General features: G+C 58.7%; 14 protein-coding genes. 11 read left to right on the top strand and 3 right to left on the bottom strand.

Features of this window, described 5'->3' with window-relative positions:
* Positions 1–31: 31 nt before the first annotated feature.
* The gene (locus ACODR9_RS18430) at positions 32–487 is read left to right on the top strand and encodes a DUF4442 domain-containing protein (RefSeq protein ID WP_488811089.1); all 456 of its coding nucleotides are present in this window, start codon (positions 32–34) and stop codon (positions 485–487) included.
* A gap of 37 nt (positions 488–524) precedes the next feature.
* Here ACODR9_RS18430 and ACODR9_RS18425 read toward each other — a convergent pair whose 3' ends face one another.
* Positions 525–821 (bottom strand): ArsR/SmtB family transcription factor, encoded by a 297-nt coding sequence (locus ACODR9_RS18425; RefSeq protein ID WP_045845528.1) that lies wholly within the window; start codon positions 819–821, stop codon positions 525–527.
* 113 nt (positions 822–934) lie between these two features.
* Here ACODR9_RS18425 and gpmI point away from each other — a divergent pair, with 113 nt between their 5' ends.
* The 8 genes from gpmI to ettA all read left to right on the top strand — a co-directional run bounded on the left by gpmI (position 935) and on the right by ettA (position 11,628).
* Positions 935–2,455 (top strand): 2,3-bisphosphoglycerate-independent phosphoglycerate mutase, encoded by a 1,521-nt coding sequence (gene gpmI / locus ACODR9_RS18420; protein ID WP_488811086.1) that lies wholly within the window; start codon positions 935–937, stop codon positions 2,453–2,455.
* A gap of 101 nt (positions 2,456–2,556) precedes the next feature.
* Positions 2,557–3,885 (top strand): murein hydrolase activator EnvC family protein, encoded by a 1,329-nt coding sequence (locus ACODR9_RS18415; RefSeq protein WP_488811084.1) that lies wholly within the window; start codon positions 2,557–2,559, stop codon positions 3,883–3,885.
* Positions 3,886–3,932: 47 nt separating this feature from the next.
* Positions 3,933–5,345, top strand: a complete 1,413-nt coding sequence (locus ACODR9_RS18410) for a S41 family peptidase (RefSeq protein WP_488811218.1) — start codon at positions 3,933–3,935, stop codon at positions 5,343–5,345.
* A 152-nt stretch (positions 5,346–5,497) separates the two neighbouring features.
* Positions 5,498–6,805: an amino-acid N-acetyltransferase gene (argA, locus tag ACODR9_RS18405; RefSeq protein ID WP_488811082.1), complete on the top strand. Its 1,308-nt coding sequence runs from the start codon at positions 5,498–5,500 to the stop codon at positions 6,803–6,805.
* A gap of 96 nt (positions 6,806–6,901) precedes the next feature.
* The gene (locus ACODR9_RS18400; protein WP_045845523.1) at positions 6,902–7,174 is read left to right on the top strand and encodes an oxidative damage protection protein; all 273 of its coding nucleotides are present in this window, start codon (positions 6,902–6,904) and stop codon (positions 7,172–7,174) included.
* Positions 7,175–7,242: 68 nt separating this feature from the next.
* Positions 7,243–9,300: a polyphosphate kinase 1 gene (gene ppk1 / locus ACODR9_RS18395; protein WP_488811080.1), complete on the top strand. Its 2,058-nt coding sequence runs from the start codon at positions 7,243–7,245 to the stop codon at positions 9,298–9,300.
* A 98-nt stretch (positions 9,301–9,398) separates the two neighbouring features.
* Positions 9,399–9,878, top strand: coding sequence for a DUF456 domain-containing protein (locus ACODR9_RS18390; protein ID WP_488811078.1), 480 nt, complete (start codon positions 9,399–9,401; stop codon positions 9,876–9,878).
* Positions 9,879–9,960: 82 nt separating this feature from the next.
* Positions 9,961–11,628, top strand: coding sequence for an energy-dependent translational throttle protein EttA (ettA, locus tag ACODR9_RS18385; RefSeq protein WP_488811076.1), 1,668 nt, complete (start codon positions 9,961–9,963; stop codon positions 11,626–11,628).
* A gap of 63 nt (positions 11,629–11,691) precedes the next feature.
* Here ettA and ACODR9_RS18380 read toward each other — a convergent pair whose 3' ends face one another.
* On the bottom strand, positions 11,692–11,937 hold the full coding sequence (locus ACODR9_RS18380) for a CDGSH iron-sulfur domain-containing protein (protein WP_488811074.1): 246 nt from the start codon (positions 11,935–11,937) through the stop codon (positions 11,692–11,694).
* A 108-nt stretch (positions 11,938–12,045) separates the two neighbouring features.
* On the opposite strand from ACODR9_RS18380, the gene ACODR9_RS18375 reads away from it, so the two are divergent.
* Positions 12,046–12,717 carry a peptidoglycan DD-metalloendopeptidase family protein gene (locus ACODR9_RS18375; RefSeq protein WP_488811072.1) on the top strand — a complete coding sequence of 224 codons (672 nt, stop codon included), beginning with the start codon at positions 12,046–12,048 and terminating at the stop codon, positions 12,715–12,717.
* On the opposite strand, the gene ACODR9_RS18370 is transcribed toward ACODR9_RS18375, so the two are convergent.
* A complete protein-coding gene (locus ACODR9_RS18370; protein ID WP_488811070.1) occupies positions 12,711–13,634 on the bottom strand; it encodes a 2-hydroxyacid dehydrogenase in 924 nt (307 codons plus the stop codon). The genes ACODR9_RS18375 and ACODR9_RS18370 overlap by 7 nt on opposite strands.
* A gap of 181 nt (positions 13,635–13,815) precedes the next feature.
* On the opposite strand from ACODR9_RS18370, the gene ACODR9_RS18365 reads away from it, so the two are divergent.
* Entirely contained in the window at positions 13,816–15,036 is a 1,221-nt protein-coding gene (locus ACODR9_RS18365; RefSeq protein ID WP_488811068.1) for a DUF1615 domain-containing protein, read from the top strand.
* Positions 15,037–15,165: the final 129 nt, after the last annotated feature.

Raw genomic sequence — 15,165 nt, 5'->3', positions numbered from 1 at the left:
CAAATCAAACAACTGTTTGAAAAATGCAACCATGAAGCCATCCCCACGCCTGCTCAAAACCCTGATCAATCTGTGGCCTCCCTTTCTCGGGGCAGGCATCAAGGTTTGTCACATTGCCGCCGACTGGAAGCAGATTGATGTCCGGCTGCGCCTGGGTCTGACCAACCGCAATTATGTCGGGGTGCATTTTGGCGGCAGCCTGTACTCCATGACCGATCCGTTTTTCATGCTGATGCTGATGCAGTCGCTGGGTCGCGACTATGTGGTGTGGGACAAGGCAGGTGCAATCGAATATCACAAGCCGGGCAAGGGTGTGGTGAGCGCCTGCTTCAGCCTGCAGGAAAACCAGCTGCAAGACATCCGCCAACGCACTGCGGGTGGGGAAAAGTACTTGCCAGAGCTGAAAGTGGATATCCGCGACGAAACCGGCGACATTGTAGCCACCGTAAACAAAACCTTATATGTACGACGTAAAAAAGGCCGCTGAGCGGCCTTTTTTTGATGGGCAATCGCCAACAGAAAGATCAGTCGACAAAACCACAGAATACTTCACGCATCATCTTCAGTACTTCCAGCGTCCGGATATCGCCAACGCGGTAATAAACCCGATTGGCATCTTTGCGCGTCCGGAGAACCCCTTTGTCCCGCATGATCGCCAGATGCTGGGAGATATTGCTCTGCGAAGTCCCCACCTGCTCCACAATGTCCTGCACACTGACTTCCTGATCGCCCAATACCGAGATGATCTTCAAGCGCAAGGGATGTGACATTGCCTTCATTGCCCGCGAGGACTGTTCGATCTGGTCATCGTTGAACAGCAAGCTCTGCTCCTAAGTAGTTTGCAATGCGTATTTATATTGGTTTGACTACGGTACAATACTAACTAAAAAAATCAATACCATCAAGAATTTCTAATATTCTGATTGTGGACATCATGACAGCTATCACACCCGTTTTACTCCTTATTCTCGACGGCTTCGGACACCGGCTGGAAGGTGACGACAATGCCATCCTGCATGCCAACACCCCCACCTGGGACGCCCTGAAACAGCAGTATCCCTACGGCGTGATTGATGCCTCCGAAGGCTTCGTCGGCTTGCCCAAAGGACAGTTCGGCAATTCCGAAGTGGGTCACCTTAATATCGGTGCCGGTCGGATTGTCCAACAGGATATCAGCCGTATCGACTGCGATATCGACGAAAACCGCTTCGACCAGAACCCGGTGCTGCAGCAGGCCATCCAGCAAGCCAAAGGCTCGGCGCTGCATGTGATGGGACTGCTGTCGGACGGCGGCGTCCACAGCCACGAAAATCACATCTTTGCGCTGATCCGTGCCGCCCAGGCTGCCGGCGTACCGCATATTTACGTGCACGCCTTCCTTGATGGCCGCGACACCCCGCCGCGCAGTGCCGAAACCTATCTCAAGCGCCTGGATGACATGCTGACCAGTTGCCCATCTGCGCGTCTGGTATCGGTCACCGGTCGCTACTGGGCAATGGATCGCGACAAACGCTGGGAACGCGTAGAGCCCGCCTACCGCCTGCTGGTGGAGGGAGAAGGCCTGTACCATGCCGACAGCGGCCTGCAGGCACTCGCCGCAGCCTATGCGCGCGATGAAAACGACGAATTCGTTGCGGCAACCGGCATCGGTGCACCAGTCAAGATGCAGGATGGTGACGTAGCCATCTTCATGAATTTCCGTGCCGACCGCGCACGCCAGCTCACCACCGCGCTGACCGACCCAACCTTCAATGGTTTTAACGCGCGTCAGCCCAAACTGGGGCAGTTCGTCACCCTGACATCCTACGGCGAGGCCTATAGCAACCCGGTAGCTTATGCGCCGCAAAAGATCAGCAATGGCTTTGGCGAATACCTTGCCAGCCGGGGCCTGACACAGCTGCGTATTGCCGAAACCGAGAAATACCCGCACGTCACTTATTTCTTCAATGGTGGTGAAGAGCAGGTATATCCCGGCGAAGACCGCATCCTGGTGCCATCGCCCAAAGTCGCCACTTACGATCTGCAGCCGGAAATGAATGCACCGCAAGTTACCGACCACATCGTGGAAGCCATTGCCTCCGGCAAGTACCAGGCCATCATCTGCAATTACGCCAATGGCGACATGGTGGGCCATACCGGCAAGTTCGATGCTGCCGTCAAGGCCGTGGAAACGCTGGACGCTTGCGTCAAGCGCTGCGTGGAGGCCATGCAGGCCGCCGGTGGCGAAGTATTGATCACGGCGGACCACGGTAATTGCGAGCAGATGTACGATGCCGCGCATCACCAGCCGCATACCCAGCACACCCTGGACAAGGTGCCTTTCTTGTATGTAGGCCGTAAGGCTCACATCAAGGATGGCGGTGCGCTGCGTGATATCGCCCCATCCCTGCTGGCCATCATGGGCCTGCCACAGCCAGCGGAAATGACTGGCCGCTCGCTGATCGACTTCGAGTAAGACCACACGCCGGCCTGCCATGCAGGCCGGCAATGAGGCTGCTCAGCCTGCTGCAGCCTGTTATCATGCTGGCAACAGGTGTAATCCGAAGCGAAGATGGAATGAAACCGATATTGCTGCTAGCCCTGCTGGCTGGCGCGGCCCAGGCCGCCCCCTCCCCTGCCTCCCCGCCCTTGTCCACTGCACCACAGCAACAGAACCTGCAATCGGTCCGCAAGGAAATCGACAGCCTGAAAAAAGACTTGGCCCAGAAGCAGGTGGTACAGCAGGAAGCCAAATCCGCCATTCAGGAATCAGAACAAGCAATTGCCCAAACCAGTCAGGCCATTGCCAAGCTGGAAAACAAGCAGAACAACTCCGCACAGCAATTGGCAGAACTGCGCCAGCAAGTGCAGACAACCGTGCACAAACTGGCAGAAACTCGCCAACGCGTGGCGCAGATGCTGGCCAGGCAATACAAGAGTGGCGATCACGATGCCATGAAGCTGATGCTTAATGCGGATGACCCGAATCAGACTTCACGCGACATGGTGTACTACCAGCACATCACCAAGGCGCAGCAGCAGATGGTGACCCAGTTGATCAGCCACCAGCATGAACTGGAAGCACTGACCTTCCAGCTGGAACAAGAGCTGGCACGGCTGGATGCCTTGTCCAGCCACAAAAATCGGGAAAAGAATGCCTTGCTGAACAACAAGTCCAGCAAGCAGGCGCAACTGAGCAAACTATCCGGTGAAATCCAGGCGGGACAAAGCCGGCTGGGCAAGTTGCAGGAAGATGAAAAACGCCTGACCAACCTGATTGCCCAGATCAACCAGGAAATCGAACGCCGCCGCAAGGAAGCCATCCGCAAGGCGGCAGAAGAACGCAAGGCCCGTCAGGCTGCTGCGCTGGCAGCGAAAAAGGAAAACGAACGCCGACGCAAGCTGGCCGAAAATGCCCGCAAGCAAGGCAAGCCGGTACCAGAGGTCGCCAAGAAATCGGTACCGGTGCCACAAGACAAGCCGGTGGAAGAGGTAGCCGACAGCAGCGCCGCCGGGAAGGCGTTTACCAGTCTGCAAGGCCGCATGAAGATGCCGGTATCCGGACAACTGGCAGGGCGCTTTGGCAGCGCACGCAGCGAAGGCACATCGTGGAAAGGCGTTTTCATCAAGACAGCCCCCGGCCAGCCAGTGCATGCAGTCGCAGACGGCAACGTGGTGTATGCTGATGCGCTACGCGGATTTGGCAATGCCGTGATCCTGGACCATGGCGGCAATTACCTGACGGTGTACACCGGCCTGTCGTCCATCGGCAAGGGCGTGGGCAGCACAGTGAAAGCCGGCGAAACACTTGGCAACACTGGCGCACTGGACAGCGGCGAATCCGGCCTGTACTTTGAAATCCGGCATATGGGACGACCTCTCAACCCGCAAACCTGGGTACGTTAAGCCACCCGCGGTATCGGAGACCAACACACAACATGACTAGTCATCGCATGAAAAAAATTGCCTGGCTTGCCGCTGGCGCACTGGCCGGCGGCGCCCTTACCCTCAGCGTGCAGGCTTTTGCCGGCAAAGAGCCTACTACCCTGCCGCTGAACGAGTTGCGTACTTTTGCTGAAGTATTCGGCCGTATCAAGCAGGATTATGTCGACCCGGTCGATGACAAAAAGCTGATCACCGAGGCCATCAAGGGCATGCTCAGCGGGCTGGATCCGCATTCCGACTATATGGATGCCGATGCGTTCAAGGAGTTGCGCGAAGGCACCCAGGGTGAGTTTGGCGGCCTTGGCATAGAAATCGGTGCCGAAGACGGCCTGGTGAAAGTGGTATCCCCGATCGAAGATACCCCGGCACAGAAGGCCGGCATCAAGAGCGGTGACCTGATCATCAAGATCGATGACACCCCGGTACGTGGCCTGTCGCTCAACGATGCCGTCAAGCGCATGCGTGGCAAACCCGGCAGCAAGGTCACGCTCACCATTGCCCGCAAGAACGAAACCAAGCCACTGGTCTTTGCCATCACCCGCGCCATCATCAAGACCAAGAGCGTGAAATCCAAGTTGCTGGAACCTGGCTACGGCTATGTGCGCATCACCCAGTTCCAGGAGCACACCACCGAAAACCTGGCTGAAGCAGTAGCCAGCATGACCAAGCAAAACAAACAGCCGCTCAAGGGCCTGGTACTTGATCTGCGTGACGATCCGGGTGGCCTGTTGACCAGCGCCGTCGGGGTATCCGCTGCCTTCCTGCCCAAGGATGCGCTGGTGGTGTACACCGAAGGCCGCACCGCCGATGCCAAGATGAAGCTGACTGCCTCGGCACAGAACTATGGCCGCCCCGGCATGCCGGACCCGCTGTCCGTGCTGCCGCAGGAAACCCACAAGGTACCGCTGGTGGTTCTGGTAAACGGTGGCTCGGCGTCCGCATCTGAAATCGTGGCTGGCGCCCTGCAGGATCACAAGCGCGCGGTATTGGTTGGCACCCAAACCTTTGGCAAAGGCTCGGTACAATCCATTCTGCCGCTGGGCAGCGCTGGTGGCATCAAGCTGACCACTGCGCGCTACTTTACCCCGAGTGGTCGCTCCATCCAGGCCAAGGGTATCGTGCCGGATGTGGTGGTGGAAGACGCGACCGTGACCGCTGCCGACCAGGCACTGCGCGTGCGCGAGGCTGATCTGGAAAACCATCTGGCCAATCCGAATGGCGATGAAACGCCAAGCAAAGCGGCCAAGCCAGCCAAGTCAGCAACACCTCCTGTGATCAAACAGGAAGCGCCCAAGCCGCAGGATGACAAGAACGCCAGCCCGGAAAATCCGCGTGAGCCGAATCCGAAGCAGGATTACCAGCTGTCCCAAGGCTTGAACATCCTCAAGGTTCAACAAATCCTGATCAAACAGGGCAATTGATCCCGACCAAGACAGCCACCCTGCCATGTGCAGTGGTGGCTGTTTTCATTTCTGCCGGTAAAACACCGCTGGCAAAAGCCCTGCCCTTCCAGCCCTATTCCTGCTAGGCTTGTCGTTTCCGAAGTCCTTACCTGGCGGGAGCCAATCCAACAATGCTGAACCGGGAATTTGTCCTCTCCTTCCGTGAAGCCGCCCCCTACATCAATACCTTCCGTGGAAAAACCTTCGTGCTGGCAGTCAGCGGCGAAGCGGTGATGGAAGGCGGTTTTCATAATCTGTCGCAGGATATCAACCTGCTGGTCAGTCTGGGCGTGCGTGTGGTGCTGGTACATGGCATCCGCCCCCAGATCGAAGCCCTGCTCAAGCGCTTTGGCCTGAACCGGCTGTTTCACCGCGACCGACGAGTGACCGATGCCAGCACCATGGAAATCGTCAAACAGGCTTGTGGCGCCACCCGTCACGGCATCGAGGCGCAACTGTCGATGGGCATGCCCAACTCGCCCATGTTCGGCTCACACTTGCGCGTGGCCGGCGGCAACTTCATCACCGCCCAGCCGCTGGGCGTGCTGGATGGCGTGGACATGCAGTACACCGGCCAAGTACGCCGCATCGACGTGGACGGCATCAATACCCGGCTGAGTGCGGGTGAGCTGGTACTGCTGTCGCCGGTGGGCTATTCCGTCACCGGAGAAGCCTTCAACCTCACCATGGAAGAAATGGCCGCCCAGCTGGCGTCAGCACTCAAAGCGGAAAAGCTGATTTTTGTAATTGAAGGACGTGGCGTCACCAACGAGCTGGGCCAGCATGTCAGCTCGCTTACCGCCCAGCAGGCCGAAGATCTGCTGCAGGCAGGCCATCTGCAGCACGATGTCACGGCCTACCTGCCTTATGCCATCAAGGCCACCCGCGATGGCATTCCGCGTGCGCATCTGGTCAGCCACCACGAGGACGGCTCCTTGCTGGCGGAACTGTTTACCAATGGCGGCACCGGCACCATGATTGCCCGCGATGCCCTGGTGAAAGTACGCAATGCCAATGTGGATGATATCGGGGCCATCCTGAACCTGATCCGCCCGCTGGAAGAACAGGGCATTCTGGTCAAGCGCAGCCGCGAGCATCTGGAAATGGAAATATCGCAATATTCGGTGCTGGAACACGACGGCAAGATTTATGGCTGCGTGGCCATGCATGTGTTTCCCGAAGCAGGCATGGCCGAGTTGGCCTGCCTGGCCGTGGCACCGGAACGGCGTGAAGGCCGCTTTGGCGAAACCCTGCTCAAGCATGTGGAATACCAGGCACGCACGCGTGGCCTGAAAGCGCTGTTCGTGCTGACCACCCAGACCGCACACTGGTTTGTCGAGCGCGGTTTTGCCGAAGCCGGGCGCGGCCAGCTGCCACTGGCCCGACAGGCCTTTTACAATAACCAGCGTCGTTCCAAGATATTCGTCAAGCCACTGTAGAACTGTCACTGCCACATCGGCGGCATGGTTGGAAGGGTGTCATGGTTGTGACACAATACTGAAGTATATTCAGTTCAATTTTTGCAAGGATTAGCAATGGCCAGAAACGTCAATTGCATCAAGCTGGGCCGCGAGGCTGAAGGTCTGGACTTTCCGCCCCTGCCGGGCGAGCTTGGCAAGCGTGTATATGAAAATGTCTCCAAGGAAGCCTGGCAAGGCTGGCTGCGTTATCAGACCATGCTGATCAACGAAAACCGTCTGAGCCTGGCCGATGCCCGTGCCCGCCAATACCTGGCAGCACAGCTGGATGCCTACTTCTTCGGTCAAGGTGCCGATGCACCGGCAGGCTACACGCCACCGCAGCAGTAATTGTTTCAAGCCCTCCTTCGCGAGGGCTTTTTTGTCCTCACACCTCATCATCATTGGCGCGAAACCGTATGTCACAAACCCACGAGTTGCTGCTTAACCGTGAACTGGGCCTGATCGAATTCAACCGCAGAGTACTGGCGCAGGCCGAAGACCCAAGCCTGCCGCTGCTGGAGCGCCTGAAGTACCTGTGCATCGTCTCGTCCAACCTGGACGAATTCTTCGAAGTACGCATGGCCTGGCTAAAAGAAACCGCCCAGCTGACACCAGGACGTATTCTGGCCGATGGCTCCACGCCAGCCCAGATCATGGCGCGCATTTCGTCTGCCTCGCACGAGCTGGTACGCCAGCAATATGCAGTGATGAGTGATGTATTGTTTCCGGCACTACGTGAAGAAGACATCATTTTTCTGCGCCGTACCGAATGGACCGAACAACAGCAGCAATGGGTGCATGACTTCTTCAGCAACGAGCTGCTACCCATCCTCACGCCTATCGGGCTGGACCCATCCCATCCCTTCCCCAAGGTGCTGAACAAATCGCTCAACTTTGCCGTGGAACTGGAAGGACGCGATGCCTTTGGCCGCCAGTCCGACATCGCCATCGTGCAGGCCCCGCGTATTCTGCCACGGGTAATCAAGGTGCCGCCTGAAGTGTGCAATGGTCACCCGCACACCTTTGTCTTCCTGTCCTCCATTCTGCACTCCCATGTGCACGAGCTTTTTCTGGGCATGACGGTAAAGGGCTGCTACCAATTCCGCGTTACCCGCGACAGCGAGCTGACGGTGGAAGACGAAGACCTGAAAAACCTGCGCACGGCATTGCAAGGCGAATTGAACCAGCGCCAGTTTGGTGATGCGGTTCGACTGGAAATTGCCGACACCTGCCCGCCGCACATGGAAGAATTCCTGCTCACCCAGTTCAACCTGAAAAAGCAGGACGTCTACCGCGTCAATGGGCCGGTCAACCTGGTGCGCCTGATGCAGGTGCCCGATCTGGTCGACCGTCCCGATCTCAAATTCCCACCCTTTGTACCCTCCCTGCCCGACCAGCTGGGCAAGAAGCAACCGCTGTTCGAAGCCATCCGGAAGGGTGACATTCTGTTGCACCACCCCTTCCAGAGCTTCCAGCCGGTCATCGACATGCTGAACCTGGCGGCAACCGACCCGCAGGTGGTGGCCATCAAGATGACGGTTTACCGTACCGGTACCGACTCGGTGCTGATGGAATCGCTGATTGCCGCCGCCCGTGCTGGCAAGCAGGTAACCGTGGTATTGGAATTGATGGCGCGCTTCGACGAAGAAGCCAACATCAGCTGGGCCAGCCATCTGGAAGATGCCGGTGCGCACGTGGTATACGGCGTATTCGGCTACAAGGTGCACGCCAAGATGCTGATGGTGATCCGCCGCGAGGACAAACGCCTGCGCCGCTATGTGCACCTGGGCACTGGCAACTACCATCCGCGTACTGCCCGCTTCTATACCGACCTGGGCTTGCTCACCTGCAATGAAGACATCGCCAGCGATGTCAACGACATCTTCGTGCAGCTCACCGGCCTGGGCCGCGCCAGCCAGCTCAAACAGCTGTACCAGAGCCCGTTTACCCTGCACAGCCTGCTGCTCGACTCGATCGAACGTGAGATCGAACACGCTCAGCAAGGCCGGACAGCACAGATCATCGCCAAGATGAACGCGCTGCTGGAACCACAGGTGATTCATGCCCTGTACCGTGCCAGCCAGGCCGGGGTAAAGATCCAATTAATCATCCGTGGCGTGTGTGCACTGCGCCCTGGCGTGCCCGGCCTGTCGGAAAATATCACCGTGCGTTCGGTGGTGGGCCGCTTCCTGGAACACCCGCGTGTCTACTATTTCTATAACGACAAGCAGGAAAACCTGTACATCGCCAGTGCCGACTGGATGGGCCGCAACCTGTTCCGCCGCATTGAAACCTGCTCGCCCATTCTCGACCCCAAGGTCAAGCGCCGGGTGATCAAGGAAGCACTGCGCCTGTACCTGGAAGACAATGTCAACGCCTGGGACATGCAGCCGGATGGCAGCTACAAGCGCCGCGCCAGCCGTGGCAAAGAACGCTGCGCCCAGAACCTGCTGCTGGAAGAATACGCCCGTTAATTCTCCACGCCCGGCATGATAAGGTCAGACGGCCATCCGGTGGAACTTCCACCCGGTGGCCGTTTTCCTATGCTGCATTACTCGCAAAGGAAATTGTCTTGGAAATCCTGTTTATCTTGCTGGCCATCGTACTGATCGTGCTGGGTGTGGCCGGCACACTGTTCCCGGCGCTCCCCGGCCTGCCGCTGATGATGGGTGGCTTTCTGCTGCTGGCCTGGACTGATCAGTTTCAGCATCTGGGCAGCACTGCGCTATTGATCATGGCGGTGCTGACGATCGTGGGTCTGGCCATCGATTTTGTCGCCGGCCTTTTGGGTGCCCGCATGACCGGCGCCAGCAAACAGGCGCTATGGGGTGCGTTTATCGGCAGCATTGCCGGCCTGCCGCTCGGGCTGGTCGGCGTAATACTGGGGCCGCTGCTGGGTGCCGCCATTGGTGAACTGCTGGCCCGGCGCGATGCCTGGCAGGCTGGTCGCGTCGGCCTGGGCACACTGGCCGGTTTCCTGATCGGTACCGTCGCCAAGCTAGGCTGTGCCTGTGCCATGCTGGCTACCGCACTCTTTGCCTGGTTCTGGTAAAGGCAGGTACGGGCAGCACAGCGCATCCGCCCGGCATTTGGTAGAATCTAGCGCTTAACGATTATCTTCAGCAGGGTCCCTCATGGCTCAATATGTAATGTCCATGCTCCGCGTGAGCAAAGTGGTGCCGCCCAAGCGCCAGATCATCAAGGACATCTCGCTGTCCTTCTTCCCCGGAGCCAAGATCGGCCTCTTGGGTCTGAACGGTTCCGGTAAATCCACCGTGCTGCGCATCATGGCCAATGTGGATAAGGAATACGACGGCGAAGTGCAGCATCTGCCGGGCGTGAAAATTGGCTACCTGCCGCAGGAACCACAGCTGGACCCGGAAAAAACCGTGCGCGAAGAAGTGGAAAGCGGCATGGGCGATGTGATGGGCGCACAAAAGCGCCTGGAAGAAGTGTATGCCGCCTACGCCGAAGAAGATGCCGACTTCGACGCCCTGGCCGAAGAACAGGCCAAGCTGGAAGCCATCATCTCCGCCGGTGCCGGTGACAATGTACAACTGCAACTGGAACTGGCTGCCGATGCGCTGCGCCTGCCGCCGTGGGACGCCAAGATCGGCCCGCTGTCCGGTGGTGAAAAACGCCGCGTCGCCCTATGCAAGCTGCTGCTGTCCAAGCCGGACATGCTGCTGCTGGACGAACCCACCAACCACCTGGACGCCGAATCGGTAGAGTGGCTGGAACAATTCCTGGTGCGCTTCCCCGGCACCGTGGTGGCCGTCACCCACGACCGCTACTTCCTGGACAATGCCGCCGAATGGATTCTGGAACTGGACCGTGGCGAAGGCATTCCGTGGAAGGGCAACTACTCCAGCTGGCTGGAGCAGAAGGAAGAGCGCCTGGAGAAGGAAGCCAAGAGCGAAGGCGCGCGCATGAAGGCGATGAAGCAGGAACTGGAATGGGTACGCCAGAACCCCAAGGGTCGTCAGGCCAAGTCCAAGGCGCGTATTGCCCGCTTCGAAGAACTGTCCAGCTACGAAACCCAGAAGCGTAACGAAACCCAGGAAATCTTCATCCCGGTGGCCGAGCGTCTGGGTAATGAAGTGATCGAATTCGACGGCGTGTCCAAAGGCTTTGGCGACCGCCTGCTGATCGACAACCTGTCGTTCAAGGCACCGGCTGGTGCCATCGTCGGCATTATCGGCCCCAACGGTGCCGGTAAATCGACGCTGTTCAAGATGATTGCCGGTAAGGAACAGCCGGACTCCGGTACGGTGAAGATCGGCCAGACCGTGCAGATGGCCTTTGTCGAACAGAGCCGTGAAGGCCTGGAAGACGACAAGACTGTATTTGACGATGTGTCCGGCGGTGCCGACCTCTTGACCGTGGGCCGCTTTGAAATGTCCAGCCGTGCTTATCTGGGCCGCTTCAACTTCAAGGGTGCCGACCAGCAGAAGAAGGTTGGCATGTTGTCCGGTGGTGAGCGTGGCCGTCTGCATCTGGCCAAGACCCTGCTCAAGGGCGGCAACGTCTTGCTGCTGGACGAACCGTCCAATGACCTGGACGTGGAAACCCTGCGTGCGCTGGAGGACGCCTTGCTGGAATTCGCCGGTACCGTGTTTGTGATTTCCCACGACCGCTGGTTCCTGGACCGTATCGCCACCCACATCCTGGCGGCCGAAGGCGAATCGCAGTGGACGTTCTTTGACGGCAACTATCAGGAATACGAAGCCGACAAGAAAAAGCGCCTGGGCGAAGAAGGTGCCAAGCCCAAGCGTATCCGCTACAAGCCGATCATCCGCTGATCTGCCTGCCGCACAACAAAACCCCCGCTTGCGGGGGTTTTGTCATTCCACTACCCCAACCGCTCAGGACAGCTGGCTGTGCGAGCCGTCACACAAGGGCTGGCCTTCGCTCAGCTTGCAACCGCAAAAGTAAACCAGCCCGCTCTTGTCCGCCACGTACTCCACCGGACTAAAACAGGAGCCCGCATGATGACCATCACAGAACGGCTGTTTTTCGCTCTGCCCGCACGCACACCACCAATAATGCTTGCCAGCCTCTACTTCGACAGCGTAAGGAAAACTCTGCGGTGAAAACGGTTGCTCAGCCATTGCACACTCCTTGCAAAACTGCATCCGGGGCTTTCAGCTTAGAAGGCCATCTACACGAAAGCCAGCCCTCTGCCCGCCGCCAGGCATGCCGATGTTAGAATGACCGCCATGCAATCTCTTCTACGCCTTTGCTGCCTGCTTCTGCTGCTGAGCGCCTGCACGGCACTGCCGGACTATCCTGCTGCGCCAGCGGGGTTTTATCGCGTCCGCCCCGGCGACACCTTGTACCGCATTGCGGTGAACCATCATCAGAGCGTTGCTAATCTGGTGGCATGGAACAAGCTGTCAGACCCGGCCAGCATCAATGCCGGACAGTTGTTGCGCATCAGCCCAAGCAATACCGGCCAAGCTAAATCAACAGCCAGCGGCTCGGGTAAAACACCAGCCCCAGCAGCAACCCGCCCCGCCTCTGCCGTCATTGCCTTGCAATGGCCGGTACGCGGAACGCTGATAGGCAAGTTCAACGGCAACAGCAACAAAGGCATCGATATTGCCGGCAAGGCGGGCGATCCGGTACGCGCGGCTGCCAGTGGCACGGTGGCCTATGCTGGCAAGGGCATCCGTGCCTACGGCAATTTGCTGATCATCAAACATGGTAATGATTACCTGACTGCCTACGCCCACAACCAGACTTTACTGGTCAAGGAAGGCCAGGCAGTCAAGACTGGCGAGCAAATCGCTACGCTGGGGCATTCCGGTAGTAACCGCGACATGCTGCATTTCGAGTTACGCCGCCAGGGACAAGCCATCGACCCGCTAAGCGCACTTCCCCCTCAATAGCCCCGCTCACGCAGCACAAGCCCCTGCAACGGCAGTCCTTGAGCCAGAGCCTGCAAATTGGCGGCAATCTGCTCCATTGCAGCGGCAACCAGCGTCATGGCCGCTATATGGGGCGTCACCAGCACGGCTGGGTGGCTCCATAAGGGATGTACGCTCTCCAGCGGTTCTACTTCAAACACATCCAGCATGGCAAAACGCAGCTGACCGCTGTCCAGCAGCCCGAGCAGCGCCGCCTCGTCCAGTTGTTCACCGCGCCCGGCGTTGATCAGGCCGGCACCGCGCGGCAACAACGACAGCATGCGGCCATCCAGCAAACCACGCGTAGCCGGTGTGGACGGCAGCAGGTTGACCAGAATATCCGTGCGCGCCAGCAAGGCTGGCAGGCCAGCTTCGCCAACAAAATCTTCCACCCCCGGCAATTGCCGGCCACTGCGACTCCAACCCGCTACCGCATAGCCCATGGCCGCCAGAGACTGCGCCACGCGCCCGCCAATCTCGCCCAGGCCAAGCACCCCGATGCGCGTCTGGGCAGCGCTAGCCGCCACCACCGGTTGCCACTGCCGCTGTGCTTGCTGACGACGGTATTGCCCCATATGACGTTGCACATGCAATACCCCGTACAACACATACTCCAGCATTTGCTGCGCCATACCGGCATCCGTCAGCCGGATGACCGGCACGGCGGGATCCAGATCATCCCGTTTCAAAATACGATCCACCCCGGCCCCCAGCACAAAAACGGCTTGCAGCTTATCCATATTGCGAAAGAAACCCGCTGGCGGATTCCACACCACGGCATGCTCCACCCGGCTGGCGTCAATCTCCTCCGGCCAGCAGGCCAGCGCCTTACCCGGCAGTACCTGCTGCAAGGCGTCCCGATATGCAGCCATATCCTGCGGTGTATAGAGGTAAATCATCGGACTCTCCCAAAGGTAGCGACATCAAGCAGGCTGATCATGCATTGTAAATAATCACCACCGGCCAAGGCAGATTTTCCTGCGCGCACGCCAGCTGGATGGCTTTGCTGCACACGCAATGATTGCCCTGGCCCACGCATTGGGCCAAGATCACGGCTTGGCTTTCCGGAAGCAAACCCGCATGACCCGCTATCTATACCCATTCCTGCTGCTGGCAACCCTGAGCGCCTGTAGCACCCAGCCCGTCACCCCGCCAGGCAGCCTGCCCAGCTCCCCCGCCCTTCCCGCACCGGAAGCGGCATCCACACCTTCGGTAAGCCCGCCGGTGCTCCCGCCTCCCGTCGTCGCTACCCAACCTCCGCCCGTCGTACCGCCCGTCAAACCAGCGATCCTGAGCGAGAGTCAGGGACGCAGCATGCTGGAGCGCCTGCTGCCGCCGCATATCGCTGACCGCCAGGGTTGGAGCAAGGACATCATCTCGGCTTTCACCGCGCTGAAAATTCCGTACCGGCCCGATAACTTCTGTGCCGTCGCAGCGGTGATCGAGCAGGAATCCAGCTGGCAGGGCGACCCAACCGTGCCCAATCTGCCGGCTATTGTCTGGGGCAAGATTGGCGAGAGGGCCAATAAATACCTGGTACCGCTGCCCGTGGTGAAAGCTGCACTGCTCAAAACCTCGCCCAATGGCAAAAGCTATAAAGCGCGCATAGATAATCTGCGCACCGAGCGCGAGATGAACCTGCTGTTCGAAGACATGTCGGCAGAGGCCAGCAAGCTGGGCCTGCCAATGAATATGAAAAACCCCATTCGAACCGGAGGACCGATGCAGGTGAGCGTGGAGTTTGCCGAAGCCCATGTCAAAATCTGGCCCTACCCTTACCATACCGGCAACAGCATTCGCAACGACGTATTCACCCGCCGTGGCGGCATCTACTTCGGCACGGCCATCCTGCTGCAATACCCGGCCCCCTATCAGGACATGCGCTACCGCTTTGCCGACTTCAATGCCGGCCGCTACAGCAGCCGTAATGCTGCCTTCCAGGCTGCAGTCAGCCAGCTCACTGGCCGCAAGCTGGCACTGGATGGTGATTTGCTCAGCTATACCGGCAAGCAGGCAACGGGCAGCACCTACCAAGCCTTGCTGACCTTACGCAGCCGACTGGACATGAGCCAGGGAGAACTGGAGCGGGACCTGCAGCAGGAGAAAAGCAGCAACTTTGCTCAGAGCGAGCTGTACCGCAAGCTGTTTGCCCTGGCCGACCGGCAGGCAGGCAAGACCGTGGCGCGCGAGCGGATGCCGCAAATCGACCTGCACAGCCCCAAGATCAGCCGTAAGCTGACCACGCAATGGTTTGCCGATAAGGTGAATGTTCGCTATCAGGCCTGCATGGCACGGCAATAACGATGATCCGGCAAGCAGGCCACGCACGGCCTGCTTGCCGAATGGGAAGGGAAGACTAGTACGCCAGGAAAGAGCGCAAGAGGGAATCGGAAAAACGAAAAAGCCCAGTCTTGCGACTGGGCTTTTTCT

It is taken from the genome of Aquitalea sp. FG25, from assembly GCF_057809375.1.
This window is presented reverse-complemented; position numbering and strand designations above follow the sequence as displayed.

Coding starts and splice junctions, on each gene's coding strand:
- ACODR9_RS18410 (WP_488811218.1), top strand. CDS start 3,933: ATGAAAAAAATTGCCTGGCTTGCCGCTGGCGCACTGGCCGGCGGCGCC.
- ACODR9_RS18415 (WP_488811084.1), top strand. CDS start 2,557: ATGAAACCGATATTGCTGCTAGCCCTGCTGGCTGGCGCGGCCCAGGCC.
- ACODR9_RS18400 (WP_045845523.1), top strand. CDS start 6,902: ATGGCCAGAAACGTCAATTGCATCAAGCTGGGCCGCGAGGCTGAAGGT.
- ACODR9_RS18365 (WP_488811068.1), top strand. CDS start 13,816: ATGACCCGCTATCTATACCCATTCCTGCTGCTGGCAACCCTGAGCGCC.
- ACODR9_RS18430 (WP_488811089.1), top strand. CDS start 32: ATGAAGCCATCCCCACGCCTGCTCAAAACCCTGATCAATCTGTGGCCT.
- ACODR9_RS18375 (WP_488811072.1), top strand. CDS start 12,046: ATGCAATCTCTTCTACGCCTTTGCTGCCTGCTTCTGCTGCTGAGCGCC.
- argA (WP_488811082.1), top strand. CDS start 5,498: ATGCTGAACCGGGAATTTGTCCTCTCCTTCCGTGAAGCCGCCCCCTAC.
- ettA (WP_488811076.1), top strand. CDS start 9,961: ATGGCTCAATATGTAATGTCCATGCTCCGCGTGAGCAAAGTGGTGCCG.
- ACODR9_RS18380 (WP_488811074.1), bottom strand. CDS start 11,937: ATGGCTGAGCAACCGTTTTCACCGCAGAGTTTTCCTTACGCTGTCGAA.
- ACODR9_RS18370 (WP_488811070.1), bottom strand. CDS start 13,634: ATGATTTACCTCTATACACCGCAGGATATGGCTGCATATCGGGACGCC.
- ppk1 (WP_488811080.1), top strand. CDS start 7,243: ATGTCACAAACCCACGAGTTGCTGCTTAACCGTGAACTGGGCCTGATC.
- gpmI (WP_488811086.1), top strand. CDS start 935: ATGACAGCTATCACACCCGTTTTACTCCTTATTCTCGACGGCTTCGGA.